Source organism: Sphingopyxis fribergensis (genome assembly GCF_000803645.1).
In the GTDB taxonomy this organism is placed as follows: domain Bacteria; phylum Pseudomonadota; class Alphaproteobacteria; order Sphingomonadales; family Sphingomonadaceae; genus Sphingopyxis; species Sphingopyxis fribergensis.
The window spans coordinates 544,178-563,072 of the sequence record NZ_CP009122.1; the positions used below are offsets into that span (position 1 = coordinate 544,178).

The following is an 18,895-nucleotide window of genomic DNA, read 5'->3' on the forward strand; positions in this document are numbered from 1 at the left end:
AAAATGCGTTATTTCGACGAAGCACTGATCGCAGCCCACCCCCGCCAGCATGGCGTGTGGAACGCCGAAGTTTGGGGCGCCCGCGACTTCTTCCAGGACTCGGAAGCGGCTCTTGCGCCCTATGAAATCGCCAACGCCGCCGCGGTGCTGCCGCGCGACGCATGGCTCGACCTCGACGGCATCACCCGCCGCGTCATGCGCGCCGACGAAGGTCAGGCATGGATGGCGGACTTGATGCCGCTGGCCAAGCCGGTAAACATCGGCAAGCTGGTTCACCTGAACCGCGTCTCGTCCGACGCGGGCCGGGTCGTTCGCAGCATGTCGGGTCAGGTTCCGACGACGCTCGACAAGGTCACCTATGACTATCGCGGCACGCCGGTTCCGATCTTCTCGTCGGGCTATGGCCGCGAATGGCGCGAATGGAACACGCTGCAGAGCGAGAACTTCGACGCGCTGTCGGACGATCAGGAAGCGATCACCGCCAAGATCAAGCGCGACAATGCGCTCTATGCTCTCGACGGCGACGCCTCGATCGTGGTCGAAGGCTATACCGCCTACGGCATCCGCACCTCGCCCTATTCGAAGGCCATCAACCTTGGAACAGCAGGCGGCGGCGCCAACATCGACCTGTCGGCATCGGGCACCACGTCGGACGCGATCGAAGCGTTCTTCAATGGCCCGTTAGGCGCCATGCTCGATGCCAACTTCATCGCGGCGCCGGTCAATCTCTACATCTCGCCGGAAATCGCGCGCAATTGGGATCGCCCCTATTCGCTCGCCGGCGGGTTCAAGGGCGGTTCGCTGCGCGACCAGATCCTCGGCAATCGCCGTATCGCCAAGATCGAGGTTTCGTTCGAACTGTCGGGTAACGCGTTTTTCGGGTTCGTGCCGCGGGCAGAGTATATCCGCCCGCTGGTTGCGATGGCTACCTCGACCGTCGCGATGCCCCGCCAGCATCCGCGTTCGAATTATTCGTTCGAGGTCTGGAATGCCATGGGCATTGAAATCCGAGCAGACATCAATGGGCGCAGCGGCGTATTCTACAGCACGGATATCGATACGTAATCGAGCCTGGGCTGACCATATAGAGGGCGGGGTAACTCCCGCCCTTTTTCATTCCAGCCATGCCCAAACTATGCCGCGCTCGATAGCCCGCACGTGATCGGCATTTACACCAAAACGGGCGGCAATATCTTTCTTCCTCATCGTTCCAATCAGAGAGCGGATTTCGCGCACATCGCCCTCGGATAGCTTCGATTGAGCGTTGGCGCCGCCCCGCGCGCGCGTTCCGTCCTCCACGCTGTCTGCCATGTTCTCCACCTGTGCGCCCCATCTTAGGTGCTTGGGGCTTACGCAGCCATTGTGCCCATTCGCGCACGAGTGAAGTGCAAACGGTTGATCATCCGGGGCAGGGCCATGCGCCTCGATGCACATGGCCCTTGATGCGTGGGTTGTGACGCCCTGATAAACTATCGTGCCATAGCCGTTCGGAAAGCGAGCAAATGGCCAAAGGAGGCAGTCGGCCGTGTCATAGGACAGGTGTTGCCTTAGCCATGCCAGCGGTTCCCCGGTTGCGGCTCTAGGCCCACGCGGGCCGCCGGTAGGATCTCCATATTTGAGTTGCCGCTGGTAATGCGCATTGCACCACGAGCGGGTTTTCACACTCTTGCCGCAGCCATCAATTGAGCATAATTCCGATTTAGCCATAGCGTGATCCTCGTACGATCCGTTGCGGTTAGGGCGGGTCGAGTGCTTCCAACACTCCCCGCCCGATCATCATATCAGACGAAAATAGCAAGGCAACTTTGCTGCCCGATTTTCTCTTTATCGCGCAACATTATTGCGCTATGAAGAAAGAAAGGAGCGCGCTGGCATGAAAATTCGCATCAAAGGTCTCAACGGCAGCGATAAGCATTCGGGCATCTTCGGCGGCAACGGTGAAATCCCCGTCGGCACCGAAATCGAAGTCGCCAAGGCTCCCGCCGGTTGGGCTGGTCGCTACGACGTGATCAGCGATAGCCCGAAGGAAGGAGCTGTCGCGCTGACCAACAAGAACAAGGCCGAGCTTCTGGAAATCGCAGCCGCCGAAGGCGTCACCGTCGAAGACGGCGCCACGAACGACGACATCAAGGCAGCGATCGAGCTGGCCCGCGAAGCCAAGTAACCAACCCCGCTTCTCCTGGGGCAAAGGGCGGGCCGGTGAATAACCGCCCGCCCTTTTTCGTAAGGACTGACCCATGGCAACCCTCGCACCGATGACCCTTCATATCAGCGCCAAGACGCGCATGGCTTCGTTCGTGCTTCGCGCTTTCCTGCCGTTGGCATGGCTCGGGCTGATTTCTTCCGATCGCGCGGCCTCCTTTGTGATGCGCTTCGTGCGGCTGGATGCGCGGCTTGAAGGATGGGGCGGCGACTGATGGCGGCATATGGAACCGACGACGGCTTCACCGGCTGGCTCGCCGAGCAGGGATATACCTTGCCCGACGATGCGCCTGCACCTGCTGTCCTTCGCGCACGGGGTAGTGCCTATGTTGACGGATATGAACGATATTGGACCGGCCAGCGCACGGGCGGCGTGATGCAGGAAGAAGGCTGGCCACGCACGGGCGCCACGATCAATTGCACCGGCGCCATTCCTGATGACGTGATTCCGCCTGCTGTCATCACCGCATCCTATCGCGCGGCATGGCTTGAGGCTGAGACGCCGGGTATCCTCATCGGATCTGCACCGTCGGCGGGCAATCGCATCAAGCGGCAGCGTGTCGAAGGCGCTGTGGAGCGAGAATTCTTCGACGACGGCAAGACTGAGGTCGGCGGCGGCCCCGCATTCATCGACAGCCAGATTGACGGGATGCTCTCGGCCTTCATCTGCGACACGTCGGGCGCCGCGTTTATGTGGGCGTTGGGTGGCTGCTGATGGCCGACTTCTACGACGAGATGGCCCAAATGGCCCGCGAGATGCTCGCACCGACCAGCGAGGGCGGGCTAGGGCAGGGCACGATCGAACTCGTCCGCTACACGCCCGGTGCGCCCGGCCCTAATCCGTGGGACCCGCCCACGCCACCGACGCGCGTCGTCACTCCGCTGGACGGGGCAGCATCTGGCGTAGGCAAGGAACTGATAGGCGCCCCCGTTGAAACAGGCGGGCAGATCGTCGCCACCGATCGCCAGGTCATCGTCGCACCGTGGGGCGGGGCTTATGAGCCGGGCGACGTGCTCGAATTGGACGGCGCTCCCGTGACCGTTCTCAAGATCAGTAATATCCCGGCGGTCGGCACTGTCTGTGCCGTGAAATTCGTGGTGCGGTGATGGACAAAGACCTCGCCGCTCTCATCGACAAGCTCGATCCGCGTTTGCGAGACGCATTTCGCGCGGCAATCGAAGCCCTGCGCCGCGGTATCAACTTTCTCGCGCTGGAAACTGCCCTGCGAGCTGGCGACATCGACGCGGCGATCGACGCGCTTAACATCGAGCGCGCGGCGTTCTCGGGCTATGTGCTCGAAAAGCAGGCGGGCTTTGCCGAGGCGGGCGCCTTCGCATCCGAGGAACTCACGAAGAGCAGGCGCGCTGCGCCAAAGCGCGACACGACCAAGTTCCCGTCCATCACCTCGCCGATCATTCCGCCGCCCGCCGACCCGCCCAGCCCGCCGACGCTGGTCGCGCCCGGTGGCGGTGACATACAATTCAGGTTCGACATGACGAACCCGCGCGCCGAAAACAGGATCCGCACCGAGGCCGCGCTGCGCGTCGAAGGCTACACCGTCGAGCAGATCGAAACCGCCCGCCGCGTCATCGCAGACGGCTTCCAGAAGGGGCAAGGCCCGCAGACGATCGCCACCGATATCGCCGGGCGCATCAACCCGATCAGCGGGCGGCGCGAGGGCGGCATCATTGGCCTGTCCGATCCGCAGGTCGGCTATGTCGAGAGCATGCGCGCGCGCCTTCAATCTGGCGATCCCGACGAGATGATGAAGGTGCTCGGCAGCTTCGACAAGGAAGGGAAATGGAAACCGGGAACCGGACTGACGCGCCGTGACCGTCGTTACGATCCCGAAATCAAGCGCGCTATCGCGGCCATCGCCAAGGGCAAGCCCAACCCGCTGACGGCCGACCGCATCGACGAGATGACGGCGAAATATTCTGATCGGCTGCTTGCGCGGCGTGCAGAGGACATTGCGCGCACCGAAACGGCGTCCGGTGTCGAGATGGCGCGGGCCGAAGCGACGAGGCAGGCGCTCGATAAGGCGGGATTGCCAAGCGAGGCCCTCACCAAGGGCTGGATCCACCAGGGCGGCACCGAGAACGCCCGCGACCAGCATCTGGCGATGAACGGCAAGGAAATCGTCGGTATCGACACGAACTTTTTGCTCCCCGACGGAACGTTGATGCTGTTCCCGCACGATCCCGCCGGCGGGGCGAAGCACAATGCAAATTGTCGTTGCCGCGGCGAGCAGCGAATTGATTGGGCCTACGGGCTGTAAAAGGAGAGAGACGATGGCGTGCGTCAATTGCAACAAGATCCGTGCGGCAATCCTGCATGGGAAAATGGCCGAAGCTGCTGGCCTGACGGTCGATGCGCTACGCGAAAAGCTGGGGCTCAAGGCCGATCCGGTCGAGGTGAAGCAGGAATTCTCGATCGTTGGCGCAATCTCGCCCGAAACTGTGGCAGAGATCGTCGAAACCGGCAAAGCGGCGTCCAAGGGCAAGTAAATGGCAACCGGCTGGTCTGGCACGAATCCGTCCGCATGGGCGGGCAACACGGGTGAGCGCCTGACCGCGCTGCTGCGCAATAGCGTGCAGGAACTGGCCAAGGTGGCATCAACGACGATCCCGAACGGCGGGCGCGTGCCGGTGGTTACCGGCAATCTGGCGCGCTCGGTCGTTGTCGACACGAAAGAGCCGAAGGTGATCGAAGGGCTGGCGACGGGCGACTATTCGCTCGGCATCGCGAACATCAAGCCCGGCGATACGATTTGGATCGGCTGGCAAGCGAAATATTCGAAACGCGTCAATTATGGCTTCGTCGGTGCGGATTCCCTTGGCCGGGTGTTTAATCAAAGCGGCGCAGGTTTCGCCGAAGCAACGGCCGCCAAATGGCCGAGCATCTTGCAGGCGGAAGCGAGTAAGCTAGCAGGGCGATAGTTAGGGGCCAGCGGTCTTCACCGGGTAGTCAGGGCAACCTTGGCCGACCCCTATCTCTGGATTTCAGGAGGCGGGCGCAATTCCACTGGGTTCCGGCCTCGCAAGGGCCCGCCTCCAAGCCTTCCACAATTCGCGCAGAAGGCGTTTCTCGACATATCGTTTCGCTCGATTGTGGGCATGCATCGGCGTCACCGGCTTGCCCGGCTCGACCTCGCGCGCGATCTCATAGGCTTTGCGCTCAAGATAGAGAGCGCCCCAGTCGTTGATCGCGTTCGCGCCCGTGGGCTTGCCATCGTCATCCTTGGGATTGCGGACGCCTTGCCGCACGGCGACTTGATCGCCGATGTTCCACATAAGCGCGCGGCGGCGGGCGACGTAGCCATGTTCAATCGCAGCATCGCCGGTCACGCGCCGCTGGCGCCCGCCATTGATGACCGCCATGCCCATGCGCTTCCACAGCGCCGACACGGATTTGAACTCGCCGGGGCCAGTGCCGCATTCGCCGACGATGGCTGCGAGGAAGCGGGGCGACAGGCCGGGCACGGTGTCCGCCCATGCGGCGACCGGCAGTTTCTTGCCCAGCTTGGTCAGCAGCTTTTCGTGCTCTTTGATCGCGACAGTGAGTGGCGCCATCGCCGCCCCATACGGCATAAGCCAGAGCGCGACTTGTTCGGTCGGGGCCTTGTAAAGCTTCATCCCCTCCGTCTTGTCGCCACCGCAGACCGTGCGGCATGTCGCGATGGCCTGCAATTCGATACGCTGCCGTGCGCGGCGCAAGTCCTCATAGCGGCGGTAGATGGATACTATCTCACCGATCAGGGAATCCGGAGCTGGGGTGCCAAAGCATGGCTGGCCCTGATCGGTGAGTTCGGAACCGACTGCGGCGCCCCTGTCATGGGAAGCGTTGACGAAATGGCCGCAGTCGGAAGGGGTTCGGTCGGCGAATTTAATTTGGGCTTCGTCCCCTAAGTGGCCGACCGAATGGGGTTCCGCAGGCGCGATCAAGCTGGCTGTCGCATAGAGATTGGCCTGCGGAATATCTTGCCGGGGCGGGGGTGAACTGGCTGTCGCCTTTAGGGTGGCCCCGGCATCCTCTCGCGAGGAGTCTTGTTTAAGCATCGGCTTCACTCCGAAGAGCGGCGAGCGTCTTTTCGTTCAGAACCTTGCCGATGATACCGCCGCCCTTGGCGTCTGCGGCATCGGCAACCTTGCGCTGCCAGCGTGCTTCGCCTGCATTGTGGTCGGCGATAGCTTGATAGGATGCGGCGCTCTCCCGAACCTCGTCCGGCGTGGCGTTCTTCATCAACTTGCCGCCATAGAGGGGCATATCCATCCAACGGCCCATTTCGGCCTCCATCCCGGCGGCGAGGGCTTTGGCGAACCCCGTCCCGGTCGCGGTGCCGAGGATGCGCTTGCGCTGGTTAGCGAGCAGGCTGTGAACCTTCGCGTGCGCCCATGCCTTTGCCCAATCGCGCAAATGGCTCTGTACGATTTCCGGCTCAGCTAGGATGCGATCGGTCAGCATCTCGACCGCCGCCTGCGGATCGCCGCCCGCGTCGTCCAGTGCGATGCGCTCAAGAGGGACGGTTTCGATTTTGGCTTTTTCGGCAATCGCTAGCATGGTCGTTCCTGACTTGCGTTTATAAAGTGTGCCGTTTATATAAACGGGGCCGTTTACGAACGCAAGAGAAAAAGGTGCCGTTTAGTTGCCAGCCGCAAATGGCCTCGTTACTCAGCGCGCCATGGGACGCCCGCCTTTGCATATGATTCGCATACCAATCCGGGTTGCGCCTGAGGCGGTGGAAGCGATCGACGAAAAGGTCGGAACCTATGGCCGGGCCAAGTTCATCCGCGAGGCTATTGACGAGAAGCTAGACCGCGAAAAGCCGGTGAAGGGGCCGAAATAATGCGCGCGCTATCCTATATCGCCGTCGCGATGCTCGCCGGGGCCGTCGGCGTCCATCTCGGAACTCGCCCGATGGTTCGGTATTATCGCTATCGCCTTACAGGTGCGATCACGTCCGATCAGATAGAGGCAGCGCTGCGCCTTGGCCGGGACTCGGTCCTCGCCGATATTACGCGAAATCTCGGCAACATGGGGAATGCCGGGGGAGGCCGATAATGCCATCGATCCAGACGACGGATTGGCTTGCGCTCAAGGGCCGCGCTGACACGCTGGTCACTTCGCCGGTTATGCTGCGCTTCGAGCCCGGCGCCATCGTCACACCGCCAGCGGACGCGTCCGGTCCCGCGCCCTATATCCTGCTGTCGGACGTGGTGAACGAGCCCGTGCGCGCGGGCATAGACCCGCGCCTGCATATCCGTTCGGGCACGTTCATGCTCGCCATCCAATGGCCCATCGCGCGCGCTGTCACTCATACCCAGCTCAAGGAAATCGCCGGTCAGGTCGCCGCGCACTTCCCCGCTGATCAGTGCATGTCGTTCGGGCCGTCGCGGCTCAAGGTGACGCAGGATTCGGAGGCGTTGCAGGCCTATGTGGACGGCGCCTGTCGCGTGGCGGTGGTTCGGGTGTTCTGGTCGTCGATGTAGAAGCTATCCGGCGCTGTCAGTGATTTCCTCGTGCAATTCATTGCAGAGCATCTCGGCTCGCCGAAGGAGAGAAATGATCTCGGTCGCGCGAGTATCGCTGGCCGCTTCCGCGCGCTCGGCGATCTCGTCTATATCGATGGCCCATTCCAGCGCCCATTCGGCGAACTGCAAGTCGCGGTCGGTGGACATTATTCCCAACTCCTTTTGGTGGCGCGATAGGCGGCAGCGCAAAAGCGCTCCGCGTCGCGCTGCGTCTTGAAGGTCAGGTGAACGTCCGCAACCCACACCCGATACTTTCCTGGCCCGACCTTGGTCCAGCTCATCACTTGTTCTCCCTGACAACGACGTTGAGGACCGTGGAGCCGTCGGTGAGCGTCTGCTTCACAAGAGCAAGGTCGCGCACATCGACATAGATGGCTTCGAGGTCGCCTTCCCCGCCCTCAAAGGCGCCGCGCACCATCTCTTGCACTGCGTCGCGAAGCTCGGCGAGATTGCTGGGCATCCATCGTTCGAGAGTTTCGTTTGCCATTTTGCTTGCCTTTCCTAAACAATACCGTTTATATAAACAGCATCGTTTATAGGGTCAAGAGAAAAAGGTATCGTTTTCTTGCGCGCAGATCGGACTCCCGCTAATCCTCGCCCAATGGGCAGGCCACCGATGAATATGAAGCCGACGCCGGTGCGGCTGTCGAAGGACGCGCTTGAGCGAATTGATGCGCTTGTCGGCAACTATGGCCGCGCTGGTTTCATCCGCGAGGCGGTAGAGCGCGAGCTTGAACGGAGGGAGGCGAAATGAGCAAGGCAACCCCTTGGAATGATGCCTATCGACACGAAGCCCGAGAAATTGCGGCCCTTACGCTTGAAATGGACGGCTTTAGATGGACAGCCGAACAGGTTCGAAGGGCTCGCCAGCCAAATCGACAGGAGGTGCGCGTGGCAATGCTTGCGCTGATGGTTGCTCGCGGCGAGTATCAACTGAGGCGACCTCTGTGACCCCGATCGAACGCGCCGCCAACGCCGTCCTCTATGATCTTGGCAAGCAGATGCGCGAGAGCGGGGAAACGGATTTCATCGAAGTGGCCAAGGTGGACGCGGCAAGCCTCGTCAGGACGATGCTGCAAGTGATCCGCGAGCCGTTTCAATCGTTCGACGATCCAGTTGCGATCGCGGGCGGCGAAGTGCTGGGCGCCGGGAAAGATCGGCCTCTCCATTGGTCGAATTACGCCGAAGCGAAACTGGTGTGGCAAGCCATGATCGACGCCGCGTTGAGCGAGGGCGCGCAATGACGCGCGAACCCGGCTATTACTGGATCAGGGAAAGGGAAACAAACCGCCCACCGTCGCCCGCCGAATGGGACGGCACGTACTGGTATTTCATGGGCTCGACCTACATGATCCGCGATGACGATATGGAAGAAGACTGCGGCACCGAAGAGCCGCAGCCGCTCATGTCGCGTTATGAAATCGGCGAGCGCATCACGCCCGCGAACTAAAATCATGCCACCGCGCAACATTCTTGCGCGCACTGGCCTTCTGTTGTAACGTTCCGTCTTATCGGAGCGGCCCGGCTATGGGCAACAGGAGCGTCGGAACATGGCATTGCAGGCTGTCAACGGATCGAAGATCTACATCGGAACCCGCGTCGCGCCGAAAGGCACCGTAACGCTGGCTGATTTCACGGCGCAGGAAACCGAGTGGGACGAGATCGGCGGTTGGACGCAGTCGGGTTCGCTCGGCGACACCCAGAACCTGATCACCCAGCCGTTCATCGGTGAGGGACGCGAACGCCAGATCAAGGGCACCCGCATCGGAGGATCGATGGAAAACACATTCGCGCCCGATTCCAACGACCCCGGCCAAATCAAGTTCAAGGCGGCGATCGAAAGCTGCTCGCCCTATGCGTTCAAGGTCGAATGGGGCGCCGGCTGCGCTTCCGAGGGCGAAGTCACGATCAGCGTCGCGACGCCAGGCGTCATCACATGGCCCGACGGGCACGGCTTGGAAGCGGGCTCGCCGGTCATGTTTACCCCGGAAGGCGGCAACATGCCGACCGGGCTCACCGCGGACACCGTCTATTATGTCGTTGAGGCTGGCCTGACCCCCACCACCTTCAGCGTATCGGCGACCCCCGGCGGCGGCGCTATCGCCACGACGCTTGCGGCCACCGCAACTTCGATCACCGCGACCGCGCAGCCCGCTGGGCAGACGGATCTGTTCTTCGGCCTTGCTATGCCCGGTGCGAAACAGGGCGGCGCTGCAAACACGGCGCTGCTCCGCACGTGGGCCATCGCCGTCGACAGTAATATCGTCGAAATCTGATCATCTAAGGGCGGCGGGGTTCGGGTCCCTTGCCGTCCTTAGACCCGAACGACCCGAGAGAGACTAAACATGGACATTGGCAATCTCACCAAGAAAGTTGACCTGAACGAAGGCGAGTGGATCGACGACATTCCTGACATGGAGGGCGTCCGCTTCAAGGTCCGCTCGACCAACTTCAAGCCCTATAAGGTGGCCACCGCGGGCCTCGCGCGTCGCAGCGGCAAGAAGCTACGCACCGACGCGGGTATCGTCGACTTCTCGGTCATCTCGGGCAAGGCGCTCGCCGAGCATATCCTGCTCGATTGGGAAGGCCCGACCGAGAACGGCAAGCCGCTGAAATACGACGCCAAGCGCGCTCTCGCGATCCTGACAGCCGACGACAGCTTCGGCATCGGCGACGCGTTCCGGCGCGCGGTCGAATGGGCTGGCGACCAGGTTGCCGAGCGCATCCGGGAAACGGCCACGGAAGCGGCGGGAAACTAAAAGCCGCTCTCCTCTGGTGGCTGGATCACGGCGACGAGTGGAAGGCGGCGAAGGAAAAGGCAGACGCGGAAGGTTCTGACATTCCCGATCAGTTCGACCCGCCGGAGTTATTGGAAGGGTTCGGGGGCTGGTATGCGGATTTCTGGAAACTCTCGACCGAGCGCCAAGTTGGCTTCGGCGTCGGCCCCATCCCCCAAAGTGCAATCGATCGCCATGTCGCTGGCTGGGGATATGAGGACGCCGACACCTTCGAATTTTGCATTCGGGCATTGGACGGGGCCTATCTCATGAAGGCCAACGGGTCCGACGACGACGCGCCGCCCGTGTCGCCCATGGAGGCGTTTCGCGGCGCCACCTCGCATCGCAGGAAGGGGTAGGCCGTGGACGTAGCAGCCCTGTCTCTAAGCGTCGATTCCAAAGACGTCGTTTCCGCAACGGCGGACCTGGACAAATTCGCCGCGTCCGCCGATCGCGCTGCTGCGGCTGGCGGCAAGCTGTCGGGCGGGGGGAATGCCGCCAAGCTCGCCGGGGATTACTCCCGCGCCGCGCGCGCTGCCGATCAGGCGGGCGGGGCCGTGACGAAAGCCGCCGCGGCGGTGAACGCCGCCAACGCCCATGTCGTCACCTATCGCAACCATTTGCAGGGCATCGTCACGGCTTCGGGGCAGGCGGCCGCTGCCCAAACGACGATGGCCACGGCGGTCACCCGATCCGCCATGGCGACGCAGCAAGCGGACGCGCACGTCATAGCCCATAGGGCCAATCTTGAGCGGCTGGCGACCGCGAACGCTGCGGCGGCGGCAGCGAGCGGGACTGCGGCGCCGAGAATAGCAGCCGTCGGCGTCTCCGGTCGCGCGGCGGGTGCGATCCTGTCAGGTCTGGCGGGAATTCTTGGCGGATTGGCGGGCGTTATCATCGGGTCGGTTGTATCGGCATTGGTCGAAATGGCCGCGAAGCTGTTCGACACCACCGAGGATGCGAAAAAACTGGCAGAAGCATTCGATACCACGTCATTCTCCACCTACGCGCTTAGCGACGCGCAAGGAATTCTCTCGGGCGTTTTCGACCTGACGACCGGGAAAATCAAAACTCAAACGGGCGCGCTCCACGACTTGGCTCGCGCGCAGCTTCTCGTTGCGCAGGCGCAATCGATGGGCAAGCTAGCCGAGCACAACAGCTATTTGTCCAACGTCGGAAGTGAAACCGGGCGTACGGAAAAAAAGTGGTGGGAGGGCGGCGGTGTCCGAGATCCCAAAACTGGCGGCTACGGCCTCGGTTGGTATGCGCCCACATGGGAAGCCAAAGTAGCGCAGGGCGTTCAGGCCGGAACAATGAAGCCGGAAGACGCCATGCGTACGCTCTCGGGCATGCAAGCCTCGGGCAATATCAAGAACGAAACGTACACTAAGCTGCTGGGCGCGGTTACAGGCATCGGGCTGGAAAAGGAAAATCAGAAACTCCTCGAGAAGGCGCTGGATTCCCTTGAGAGTGGCAAACTGGATTCCGCCTTCCTGAAACCCGACGCGGCGAAGAAGCCACCAAAGGGCCGTAGCGGCGGCAAGACCGACGCCGAGAAGATCGCCGATCTCGTTCGCAATGCCGAAGCCGAAATCACCGTCGAGCAGAACCGGTCGAAGGCGGTGCAGATGTCGGCCGAAGCCGCGGCGGAATTGGAGCAGCGCACAAAGCTGTTGAACGCGGCATCCTCTGCCGGACTGAAGATCACGCCTGCGCTCACCGGGCAAATCGACAAGCTCGCCGCTGCCTATGCCGATGCGAAAGTCGCGGCGGACGTTGCGGAGGTGACCAAGGGCGTCACGGACGACATCGATAAACGCCGGGCTGCCCTCGCCGACGAGGCCAAGCTGATCGGTCTGCGGGGCGAGGCATACGACCGCGCGCGCCGCGAGATGGATGCGCAGCGAAAGCTGAGCGACGCGCTGCCGAACGGTGCGATTGCCGTAACCGGCAACCTGACCGGCAAAGAGTCCGACGAGATCGAGCAGAATAACCGACTGGAGCGGATCGCGCGAATCAAGCAGGCTGGCGAGGACGCGGCCTATGCCATGGATCTTGAGCGCCGCGCGATTGGCCTGACTGGCGCGGCCGCAATCGAGTATGCCTATATTTCCGAGCGCCTGATCGAAGCGAAGCGCGCTGGCATCGAATTGTCGCCGGCAGAGGTCGCGGCCATCAACGCCGCCGGCTCTGCATACGCCAATACGCGTTACGAGGTAGACAAGACCGCTAAGTCGCTCGCGGACTCTCGCGAGATCACGATGGGTTTCTTCTCGGACTGGAGTAGCGGCGTCCGAGAAAGCGGCAACATCTTCAAGTCGTTCGCTGACGCGGCGGTGAATAGCATAAACCGGATCATCGACAAGCTGATCGAGGCCGCGATCCAGCAAATGTTCTTCAATTCTGTTGCTGGCGCGAGCGGCGGAGGCGGCTTCCTTGCTTCGATTGGGGGCTTCCTCGGCTTCGCCAATGGTGGGGCGTTTGGCACGGCGCAGAAGTTCGCCAAGGGCGGCGCCTTCACAAACCAGATTGTGACGTCCCCGACCCTGTTCAAATTCGCCAACGGGGCGGCGATGGGAGAAATGGGCGAGGCCGGGCCGGAAGCGATCATGCCGCTCACCCGCGGGCCGGATGGCAAGCTCGGGGTCCAGTCGCACGGCGGCGGGCGACCTTCGGTTCGGATGGGCGATGTCTACCTCGAAATTCGGCTTGAGGGGGCAATGACGCCGGAAACCGTGATTGCCATTGCGCGCGAAGCTGGGGAGCAGGCGGTCACGACGATCCGCCGCGACTTTGCCAGCATCGCCGCAGAATATGAAACGAACGGGGCGGTGGTCGAATGAAAATCTACCAGTTCCCGACCTTTCGCGTCGAGACGCAGCTGTTTCATTCGCCCGGCGCAGGGTATGACGGCGGCCTCACCGCGGGCGGCGCGCAGTTCATCACGCCAGAGCCGGGCGGTTTCGGCGTCCTCGAAATTCAGCCGGCGATCATCGACACCGAATGGGACGCCCCGCTCGCGTCGTGGATCATGTCGAAGGTCAGCGGACAGATTTTCCGGGTCCGCCTCGCACCTTCTCCGCAGATTGCTTACAGCAAGAAGCGTGGGATGATGGCCGTGCCGTGGAACAATGGCCAGTCATGGTCGAACCAGGAAGAATGGGACGGCGACTTCACCGCGATCATGTCGGCGGGGCAGCTCAAGGGCTCGGTCGTCATGCAATTCGACTTGACCGGCGTCGGCCCGATCGTCTCGCCGGGCCATGTCGTCGGCCATGCCTATGAAAGCTATCTGATCGACGAAATCACCTATGAAGGGGACATCGGGACCGCGATCGTGAGCCCGCCCCTGCGCCGCGACGTCTATGTGGGCGACAACTGCTATCTCCGCCCATGGTTTACCGGGCGCATCAGCAACGGGGCCGATATTCGATCGGCGTACAACAATCTGGGCCATGTGAAGCCCGGCAACATCGTCCTGCAAGAAGCGATCGTATGAGCGCATTTTACGATCAGATCGACGAGATCCTCGGCGAAGCGGATGACCTGAGTGACATCGTCGCGATGGTCCGCAAGTGCTGGTTCTACGACTTCCTCGGTGATCCCGTGCGTCTCTGGGACGGGCAGGGAAATTTCGTCGACAGCGATGGCAACGAGTGGATGGGAACGGTCGACGCCAATGGCGGCAATCTGCACAAGACGCCTTCGCTGCAAGACGGCCGCGACGGCACCGCCGCATCCTATAATTTCTCTCTGAGCATCCCGTCGATTCCGGGGCAGGACACGCTGGAGCTCTACAATGCGCTGAAGTCGGAGCAGTCAAAGGTCTTTGGCCGCAAACTGGTCTGCTATCTTGTGCTGTTCGTCGATGGCGAGGGGCTGCGCCCTGGCACGCCAGTCAGCTTCTACAAAGAGATGACGATGTTCTCGCCGAAATTCTCGGAGACCATCGGGCGGTCGGCGTCGGGTGCGATCGTGAAGACTTATACCGCATCAATCACTGCGAAGGACAATAACCACGGGCGCAGCGAAATCCCCGGCAGGACGTATGCGGACACGATGCAGAAGCGCCGCGCGAACCAGCTTGGCGTTTCCGTCGATAAGGGCTCCGAGTATCTCGCCCTGCTCGCCAACCGAACCTATCAGGTGCCGTGATGGACCTGGTCGACGAGACGCTGCGCGAATGGCGCCGCGCGGCCTTTGTCTATGGCCAGTCCGATTGCATGCTGTCGATCGGCCGGTATCTCGCAAAGGCGGGCCACAAGGACGTGACGGGGCAGTTTCTTGGCCGATACACCACAGCGGAAGGCGCAGAGGCTCAAATGGCCGCGCACGGCGGCGTTGCGGGCCTGATTGCACTGGCTGGCGCGGCGCCTAAGCCCGGCGCCCCTGCGCGCGGCGATGTGCTTGAAATCGCTTATGATGGCGGCTCGATTGGAGGACTTTGCACCGGGGATTGCGCCGCAGTGCGACTTGATCGCGGCGTTGTCGAGCTCAAGCTCCGGTTCGTCACTGTTCTGGGCGTCTGGGCGGGGGGCGGCTAATGGCATCGGTCAAGAAAATCGTTTCGCTCGTGGCGCTCGCCGCTCTGGCGGTTTTCGTGCCGCAGGTAGCGCTGATCGTCGGGCCGAAGCTGCTGGGCGCGGCAATCGGCGCAGTATTCGGGCCAAAGAACCGGTCGAAGATGGAGGCCAGCAAGGTCAACGTCAAAATCCCCGAACCGCCGCGCTGGTTGAACTGCGGCCGCGCGCGCCAGGGCGGGGGTGTCCTGTTCGCCGAGTTCGATGGCGAGGGGCGGTGGTGGTATCTCGTGGTTCATAGCGACGAGATCCTGCACGACGGATTTTCCTACTTCCTCGACGACGAGCCAGTGACCCTCGACGGCTCTGGCTATGTCAACGAAAAGGAATTCCGCCTCAAGACGAACAAGGCGAAGGACCCCGCCGAAACCGATGGGGAGGGCAAAGGCTATATCCGAATCTGGACGACGACTTATTCGGAAACCGACCCGACGCCGCCACGCATCTCCGAACTCGACGCTGCATTCGCGTCCAAATGGACGAGCGATCACCGGCTAGTCGGAACCACCTTCAGCGTTGTGTGCATGGATGCGATAGAGATCGAGCACCGCTACAAAATATATCGCTGGCGCGGCCCGATCGGATTGGGAGAGCCCGCTATCAGCGTGGTTGGCGACTGGGCGAACGCATTCGATCCGCGCGACGAAGCTCAGACCCTTGGCGACCGCACAACGTATAAGCCGACGCGCAATCCGGTGCTGGTATGGGCATGGTTCCGCACGCACCCGTTCGGCCGCGGAAAGGCGGAAAGCTCGATCGATTGGGGCCGCATCGCCGAACAGGCCGACATCTGCGATCAAGACGTCGTCGGCATCGAGGGCACCCAGAAACGATACGAGGCGGGCGTCGCGATCGTCGACGAAACGCGCCGCGTGGATGCCGAGCAAGAGATACTTGCGGCGTGCGACGGATTCATCTTCTTCGGCGAAGACGGTAAGGCATGGGTCAACGTCGGACATTACACCGCTCCGACCATCTCGTTGTCGCGCAACCGGGACATCATGGCGATGTCATCGATAGAAGCGCAGGACGGCGAGAGCGAGACGCAGGGTGTCATCGTGCGCTATACGGACCCCGCCGCCAATTACACCGCGCAGCCTTCGGCGGCATGGATCAACCCGCTCTATTACGACCCCTTCACGACGCCGAAGTTCCTGACGATCGATGTTCTACCCTGCCAGAATCACAACCAGGCGATGCGTATTGCCAAGGCTGTCGGCCAGCGGGCGCAGCCCCGGCATAAAATTGCACCGATCGCCAATCTTCGCGGCCTTCAATGCAGGCACGAGCGCATCGTCGCGATCGATTACGACAACACGTTCGCGGGTGATTATGAGATCGCCACCCCCGTCGAACTGGACGGCGCCGGCATCTTCACCGGGTTCGGCGCTGTTCCGGTCAATTCGAGCCGCTGGACGCTGCTACCCGGCGAAGAGCAGCCGAAGCCCGTTGTCGACGGTTCTATCGGGACGGTGAGCTTCCCCGCGATCAGCGGCGAGAGCGTTGCCTATTCCGACGGCGCGATCAGGATCGACTTTCCTGCCTTGCCCCGCGACGACGCGACATATGTCGGCGAATATATCCTGACTTCGGAAATCACCGGGAGCGAAAACGATCCGTGGGTTTCGATGACGGTCAATGTCGATACGGCGGTAAGCGGGCCGGTGCAGGGCGGCGCCAGCTATACCGTTCGCTATCGCTATGTCGTCACGTCGGGGCGGGGATCGGCCTATGAATATGCGACGATCACGCCCGAAGACACGATGCCGCCAGCCACCAATCTGACGGTCGACGGCGGGGTCGGCGAGGCTGCGGTGACGTGGAAAAACCCGAACGACCTGCGGTTTTTCTCGTCTGATATCTACCGCGGGACGACGAACGTCTTTGGCTCGGCAACGCTCATCGCGCCGGGGTATGCGGGCGGGCTCGGGGAGCTTCAGACCATCACCGATACGCCGCTCGCGCCGGACACCTATTACTATTGGATCGTGGCCACTGATGGCGGTTCGATCGAAGCCACTCCCACTGGCCCGGTGAGCGGGACCGTGACCTAACCGGCTTTCGTATTGTTTCAACAAACTTGTATAAAATTACGCCTCTGGCTATGATGGCGTAATATTCTTACAAGGATGAAGCATGGGCGCGATTGAAACACTCCGGGACGCTCTTTTCGGAAACCCCCCTTCGTCAACTATGGAGCCGTCTCGAGAAGGTGTCCTGGCGGCGTTCACTGAGTTGAGCAACCAGGCCATCACCGGCATCAACGCCGCCCAAGCCGGCCTAACGATCGTCGCCGACCTGGCAGCGCGCGACGCCTTCTATGCGACGACAGCGAACCGCACGAAGCTAGTTTACGTCAACAACAACAACGGCTCACCGGACGACGCTGCGAATGGCGTTTACGAATATGTCGGCGGGGCCCGGCTGGCGGACGGCTATTACAACGGGCTCGCGTTGGCAGTGCAGCCGTTGGTCGATGATGCCGAGGCCGCGGCGGCGTCGGCACAGGCGGCCGCTGGGGTCGTGGATCCAATCAATGGCGCCCCGCGCGTCGGCGTCTTGGGCGACAGCATCATTCAGGCAAACCATAACCCCTATGCCGCAGCCACGAACATGTATGGCGAATTTTTCTGGCTGCAGTCGGAGTTCCCATACTTCAATTTCGACGTGTGGCGTGATGACGCGATCACCGATGGGCTTCGATACTTCGATGGCCTCAACCAAGGCTATTCTGGCGAAACCAGCGCCGACATGCTGCCGCGCGTCCAGAAGCTGCTCAGCATGTCGCCTGATGTCGTCTGCGTTGCGATCGGCACCAACGATCTCGGGGACGGCACTGCGCCTGCCGCCACGATGGCGAATATCGAGACGCTGTGCGAGGCCATCCTTGCCGCGGGCATCCCGGTCAAGCTCGCGAACATTCGCCCCGTGCTGTACGGCTATGGCTCGGTTCCCGAATGGAACAACGGCGGCACCTATCAGGTCAACCGCCTGACCCTGAACGGCCTCATTGCAGCTTATGCCGCTGCCACCCCCGGCGTCGAGTTGGTAGACCTTTCGGCGGCCTATGGTGGCAACCAGCCCGCTAACATCGCAGACCTATTGCGCGACGGTTTGCACCCATTTCCGCAGGGCGCGTTTCTCGGCGCCATCTACGGATGGTTGCCCGCGCTGCGCAAGAATATCAAATCCATCCCCGCCAACACCGTTCTCTACGTCGAAGACACCAACGCTGTCAGCAACGGCGCGATGGCGGGTTCGGGCGGCGAAAAGGAAGCTGGCCGAGTGACCGGCGATGTCGCGGACAACTGGTTCGCGCCGGGCGGCAGTGCGACGACGACGATTACGGCGTCCAAGGTCACCGCCGGCCAGAAGTTCGTCATCGATCCGGGGGCGGGATCGGGAACCGAATCTTTCCGAATTCAGCCTGGGGACAGCAACTACCCGGAATATCTACCCTTTGATGACGGGCAGTTCGCGCGCGCCTTCGCCGAAATCGAGATTTCCGACTGGGGCGGCTTTCAACAAATCCGCCTGGATGGATTTGGCGGCAGCGGCGCGGGATATGGCGTCGATGTCGATCCGCTCCGCAATCTGGATCTCGACGGCGCGCGCAAATTCACCCTCATCTCGCCGCCGCTCCTGATTCCCGCCACTCCGAACCTCCTTCCGACGCTGCGCGTCTTCTACAACGGCGCGGCTTCCGGCACCGGCGAGATTATCATCAAGCGCTTCTGGATCGGCCTTGTCCCCGATCCCCGCCCGCTGTTCGGTTTCTGACGGTGACGGACCTCCTCGAACCCC

30 protein-coding genes are annotated in these 18,895 nt (G+C 62.0%); 23 read left to right on the forward strand and 7 right to left on the reverse strand.

Annotated elements, in window-relative coordinates:
* Window positions 1-3 precede the first annotated feature (3 nt).
* The gene (locus tag SKP52_RS02530) at window positions 4-1,065 is read left to right on the forward strand and encodes a major capsid protein (RefSeq protein WP_039571389.1); all 1,062 of its coding nucleotides are present in this window, start codon (window positions 4-6) and stop codon (window positions 1,063-1,065) included.
* A 48-nt stretch (window positions 1,066-1,113) separates the two neighbouring features.
* Here the strand turns inward: SKP52_RS02530 and SKP52_RS26855 are convergent, their stop codons facing one another.
* A complete protein-coding gene (locus SKP52_RS26855; RefSeq protein WP_052207744.1) occupies window positions 1,114-1,311 on the reverse strand; it encodes a hypothetical protein in 198 nt (65 codons plus the stop codon).
* Between the two features lie 529 nt (window positions 1,312-1,840).
* Between SKP52_RS26855 and SKP52_RS02540 the strand changes: the two genes are divergently transcribed.
* From SKP52_RS02540 to SKP52_RS02570, 7 genes are all read left to right on the forward strand, one after another.
* Entirely contained in the window at window positions 1,841-2,164 is a 324-nt protein-coding gene (locus tag SKP52_RS02540; protein ID WP_148308998.1) for a hypothetical protein, read from the forward strand.
* A gap of 73 nt (window positions 2,165-2,237) precedes the next feature.
* On the forward strand, window positions 2,238-2,417 hold the full coding sequence (locus SKP52_RS02545) for a hypothetical protein (protein ID WP_039571394.1): 180 nt from the start codon (window positions 2,238-2,240) through the stop codon (window positions 2,415-2,417).
* Window positions 2,417-2,917: a DnaT-like ssDNA-binding protein gene (locus tag SKP52_RS02550; protein ID WP_039571397.1), complete on the forward strand. Its 501-nt coding sequence runs from the start codon at window positions 2,417-2,419 to the stop codon at window positions 2,915-2,917. The genes SKP52_RS02545 and SKP52_RS02550 overlap by 1 nt, the downstream gene beginning before the upstream one ends.
* Window positions 2,917-3,309, forward strand: coding sequence for a hypothetical protein (locus SKP52_RS02555; RefSeq protein WP_039571400.1), 393 nt, complete (start codon window positions 2,917-2,919; stop codon window positions 3,307-3,309). The genes SKP52_RS02550 and SKP52_RS02555 overlap by 1 nt, the downstream gene beginning before the upstream one ends.
* The gene (locus tag SKP52_RS02560) at window positions 3,306-4,481 is read left to right on the forward strand and encodes a structural protein (RefSeq protein WP_148308999.1); all 1,176 of its coding nucleotides are present in this window, start codon (window positions 3,306-3,308) and stop codon (window positions 4,479-4,481) included. Before SKP52_RS02555 ends, SKP52_RS02560 begins: the two co-directional genes overlap by 4 nt.
* A gap of 64 nt (window positions 4,482-4,545) precedes the next feature.
* On the forward strand, window positions 4,546-4,710 hold the full coding sequence (locus SKP52_RS26445; protein WP_228383798.1) for a hypothetical protein: 165 nt from the start codon (window positions 4,546-4,548) through the stop codon (window positions 4,708-4,710).
* Window positions 4,711-5,142 (forward strand): hypothetical protein, encoded by a 432-nt coding sequence (locus SKP52_RS02570; RefSeq protein ID WP_052207746.1) that lies wholly within the window; start codon window positions 4,711-4,713, stop codon window positions 5,140-5,142.
* A gap of 63 nt (window positions 5,143-5,205) precedes the next feature.
* On the opposite strand, the gene SKP52_RS02575 is transcribed toward SKP52_RS02570, so the two are convergent.
* Both SKP52_RS02575 and SKP52_RS02580 read right to left on the reverse strand, forming a co-directional pair.
* Window positions 5,206-6,261, reverse strand: a complete 1,056-nt coding sequence (locus tag SKP52_RS02575; RefSeq protein WP_148309000.1) for a hypothetical protein — start codon at window positions 6,259-6,261, stop codon at window positions 5,206-5,208.
* Window positions 6,254-6,763, reverse strand: a complete 510-nt coding sequence (locus tag SKP52_RS02580; RefSeq protein ID WP_039571410.1) for a hypothetical protein — start codon at window positions 6,761-6,763, stop codon at window positions 6,254-6,256. The genes SKP52_RS02575 and SKP52_RS02580 overlap by 8 nt, the downstream gene beginning before the upstream one ends.
* 142 nt (window positions 6,764-6,905) lie before the next feature.
* Between SKP52_RS02580 and SKP52_RS26450 the strand changes: the two genes are divergently transcribed.
* From SKP52_RS26450 to SKP52_RS02590, 3 genes are read left to right on the forward strand one after another with little or no spacing between them, the layout of a single operon-like run.
* A complete protein-coding gene (locus SKP52_RS26450) occupies window positions 6,906-7,049 on the forward strand; it encodes a ribbon-helix-helix domain-containing protein (protein ID WP_160292353.1) in 144 nt (47 codons plus the stop codon).
* Window positions 7,049-7,264 (forward strand): hypothetical protein, encoded by a 216-nt coding sequence (locus SKP52_RS02585; RefSeq protein WP_039571413.1) that lies wholly within the window; start codon window positions 7,049-7,051, stop codon window positions 7,262-7,264. Before SKP52_RS26450 ends, SKP52_RS02585 begins: the two co-directional genes overlap by 1 nt.
* Window positions 7,264-7,692 carry a phage tail terminator-like protein gene (locus SKP52_RS02590; RefSeq protein ID WP_039571416.1) on the forward strand — a complete coding sequence of 143 codons (429 nt, stop codon included), beginning with the start codon at window positions 7,264-7,266 and terminating at the stop codon, window positions 7,690-7,692. Before SKP52_RS02585 ends, SKP52_RS02590 begins: the two co-directional genes overlap by 1 nt.
* 3 nt (window positions 7,693-7,695) lie before the next feature.
* On the opposite strand, the gene SKP52_RS02595 is transcribed toward SKP52_RS02590, so the two are convergent.
* Genes SKP52_RS02595 through SKP52_RS02600 form a run of 3 tightly spaced genes read right to left on the reverse strand, consistent with a single transcriptional unit; the run spans window position 7,696 to window position 8,221 of the window.
* Window positions 7,696-7,881, reverse strand: a complete 186-nt coding sequence (locus SKP52_RS02595) for a hypothetical protein (RefSeq protein ID WP_039571419.1) — start codon at window positions 7,879-7,881, stop codon at window positions 7,696-7,698.
* Entirely contained in the window at window positions 7,881-8,015 is a 135-nt protein-coding gene (locus tag SKP52_RS27190; RefSeq protein ID WP_267128034.1) for a hypothetical protein, read from the reverse strand. Before SKP52_RS27190 ends, SKP52_RS02595 begins: the two co-directional genes overlap by 1 nt.
* A complete protein-coding gene (locus SKP52_RS02600) occupies window positions 8,015-8,221 on the reverse strand; it encodes a hypothetical protein (protein WP_039571421.1) in 207 nt (68 codons plus the stop codon). The genes SKP52_RS27190 and SKP52_RS02600 overlap by 1 nt, the downstream gene beginning before the upstream one ends.
* A gap of 129 nt (window positions 8,222-8,350) precedes the next feature.
* Here SKP52_RS02600 and SKP52_RS26620 point away from each other — a divergent pair, with 129 nt between their 5' ends.
* The 6 genes from SKP52_RS26620 to SKP52_RS25910 all read left to right on the forward strand — a co-directional run bounded on the left by SKP52_RS26620 (window position 8,351) and on the right by SKP52_RS25910 (window position 10,870).
* A complete protein-coding gene (locus SKP52_RS26620; RefSeq protein WP_162483405.1) occupies window positions 8,351-8,488 on the forward strand; it encodes a ribbon-helix-helix domain-containing protein in 138 nt (45 codons plus the stop codon).
* Window positions 8,489-8,681: 193 nt separating this feature from the next.
* Complete coding sequence (locus tag SKP52_RS02605; protein WP_039571423.1) at window positions 8,682-8,978, forward strand: hypothetical protein; 297 nt, start codon at window positions 8,682-8,684, stop codon at window positions 8,976-8,978.
* Window positions 8,975-9,184 carry a hypothetical protein gene (locus SKP52_RS02610; RefSeq protein ID WP_039571424.1) on the forward strand — a complete coding sequence of 70 codons (210 nt, stop codon included), beginning with the start codon at window positions 8,975-8,977 and terminating at the stop codon, window positions 9,182-9,184. The genes SKP52_RS02605 and SKP52_RS02610 overlap by 4 nt, the downstream gene beginning before the upstream one ends.
* 100 nt (window positions 9,185-9,284) lie before the next feature.
* The gene (locus SKP52_RS02615) at window positions 9,285-10,010 is read left to right on the forward strand and encodes a hypothetical protein (protein WP_039571428.1); all 726 of its coding nucleotides are present in this window, start codon (window positions 9,285-9,287) and stop codon (window positions 10,008-10,010) included.
* Window positions 10,011-10,079: 69 nt separating this feature from the next.
* Window positions 10,080-10,493 carry a hypothetical protein gene (locus SKP52_RS02620; protein WP_039571431.1) on the forward strand — a complete coding sequence of 138 codons (414 nt, stop codon included), beginning with the start codon at window positions 10,080-10,082 and terminating at the stop codon, window positions 10,491-10,493.
* Window positions 10,430-10,870 (forward strand): phage tail assembly chaperone, encoded by a 441-nt coding sequence (locus SKP52_RS25910; RefSeq protein ID WP_148309002.1) that lies wholly within the window; start codon window positions 10,430-10,432, stop codon window positions 10,868-10,870. Before SKP52_RS02620 ends, SKP52_RS25910 begins: the two co-directional genes overlap by 64 nt.
* Before the next feature lie 24 nt (window positions 10,871-10,894).
* Here SKP52_RS25910 and SKP52_RS25915 read toward each other — a convergent pair whose 3' ends face one another.
* The gene (locus tag SKP52_RS25915) at window positions 10,895-11,131 is read right to left on the reverse strand and encodes a hypothetical protein (RefSeq protein ID WP_148309003.1); all 237 of its coding nucleotides are present in this window, start codon (window positions 11,129-11,131) and stop codon (window positions 10,895-10,897) included.
* Here SKP52_RS25915 and SKP52_RS02630 point away from each other — a divergent pair, their 5' ends adjacent.
* The 6 genes from SKP52_RS02630 to SKP52_RS24460 all read left to right on the forward strand — a co-directional run bounded on the left by SKP52_RS02630 (window position 11,132) and on the right by SKP52_RS24460 (window position 18,871).
* Entirely contained in the window at window positions 11,132-13,354 is a 2,223-nt protein-coding gene (locus SKP52_RS02630; protein ID WP_148309004.1) for a phage tail tape measure protein, read from the forward strand.
* Window positions 13,351-14,010, forward strand: a complete 660-nt coding sequence (locus tag SKP52_RS02635) for a hypothetical protein (protein WP_039571438.1) — start codon at window positions 13,351-13,353, stop codon at window positions 14,008-14,010. The genes SKP52_RS02630 and SKP52_RS02635 overlap by 4 nt, the downstream gene beginning before the upstream one ends.
* On the forward strand, window positions 14,007-14,666 hold the full coding sequence (locus tag SKP52_RS02640) for a hypothetical protein (RefSeq protein ID WP_039571441.1): 660 nt from the start codon (window positions 14,007-14,009) through the stop codon (window positions 14,664-14,666). Before SKP52_RS02635 ends, SKP52_RS02640 begins: the two co-directional genes overlap by 4 nt.
* Complete coding sequence (locus SKP52_RS02645; RefSeq protein WP_039571443.1) at window positions 14,666-15,055, forward strand: DUF6950 family protein; 390 nt, start codon at window positions 14,666-14,668, stop codon at window positions 15,053-15,055. Before SKP52_RS02640 ends, SKP52_RS02645 begins: the two co-directional genes overlap by 1 nt.
* Window positions 15,055-17,145 (forward strand): phage tail protein, encoded by a 2,091-nt coding sequence (locus SKP52_RS02650; protein ID WP_228383799.1) that lies wholly within the window; start codon window positions 15,055-15,057, stop codon window positions 17,143-17,145. The genes SKP52_RS02645 and SKP52_RS02650 overlap by 1 nt, the downstream gene beginning before the upstream one ends.
* Before the next feature lie 181 nt (window positions 17,146-17,326).
* A complete protein-coding gene (locus SKP52_RS24460; protein ID WP_052207747.1) occupies window positions 17,327-18,871 on the forward strand; it encodes an SGNH/GDSL hydrolase family protein in 1,545 nt (514 codons plus the stop codon).
* The last annotated feature ends 24 nt before the right edge of the window (window positions 18,872-18,895 follow it).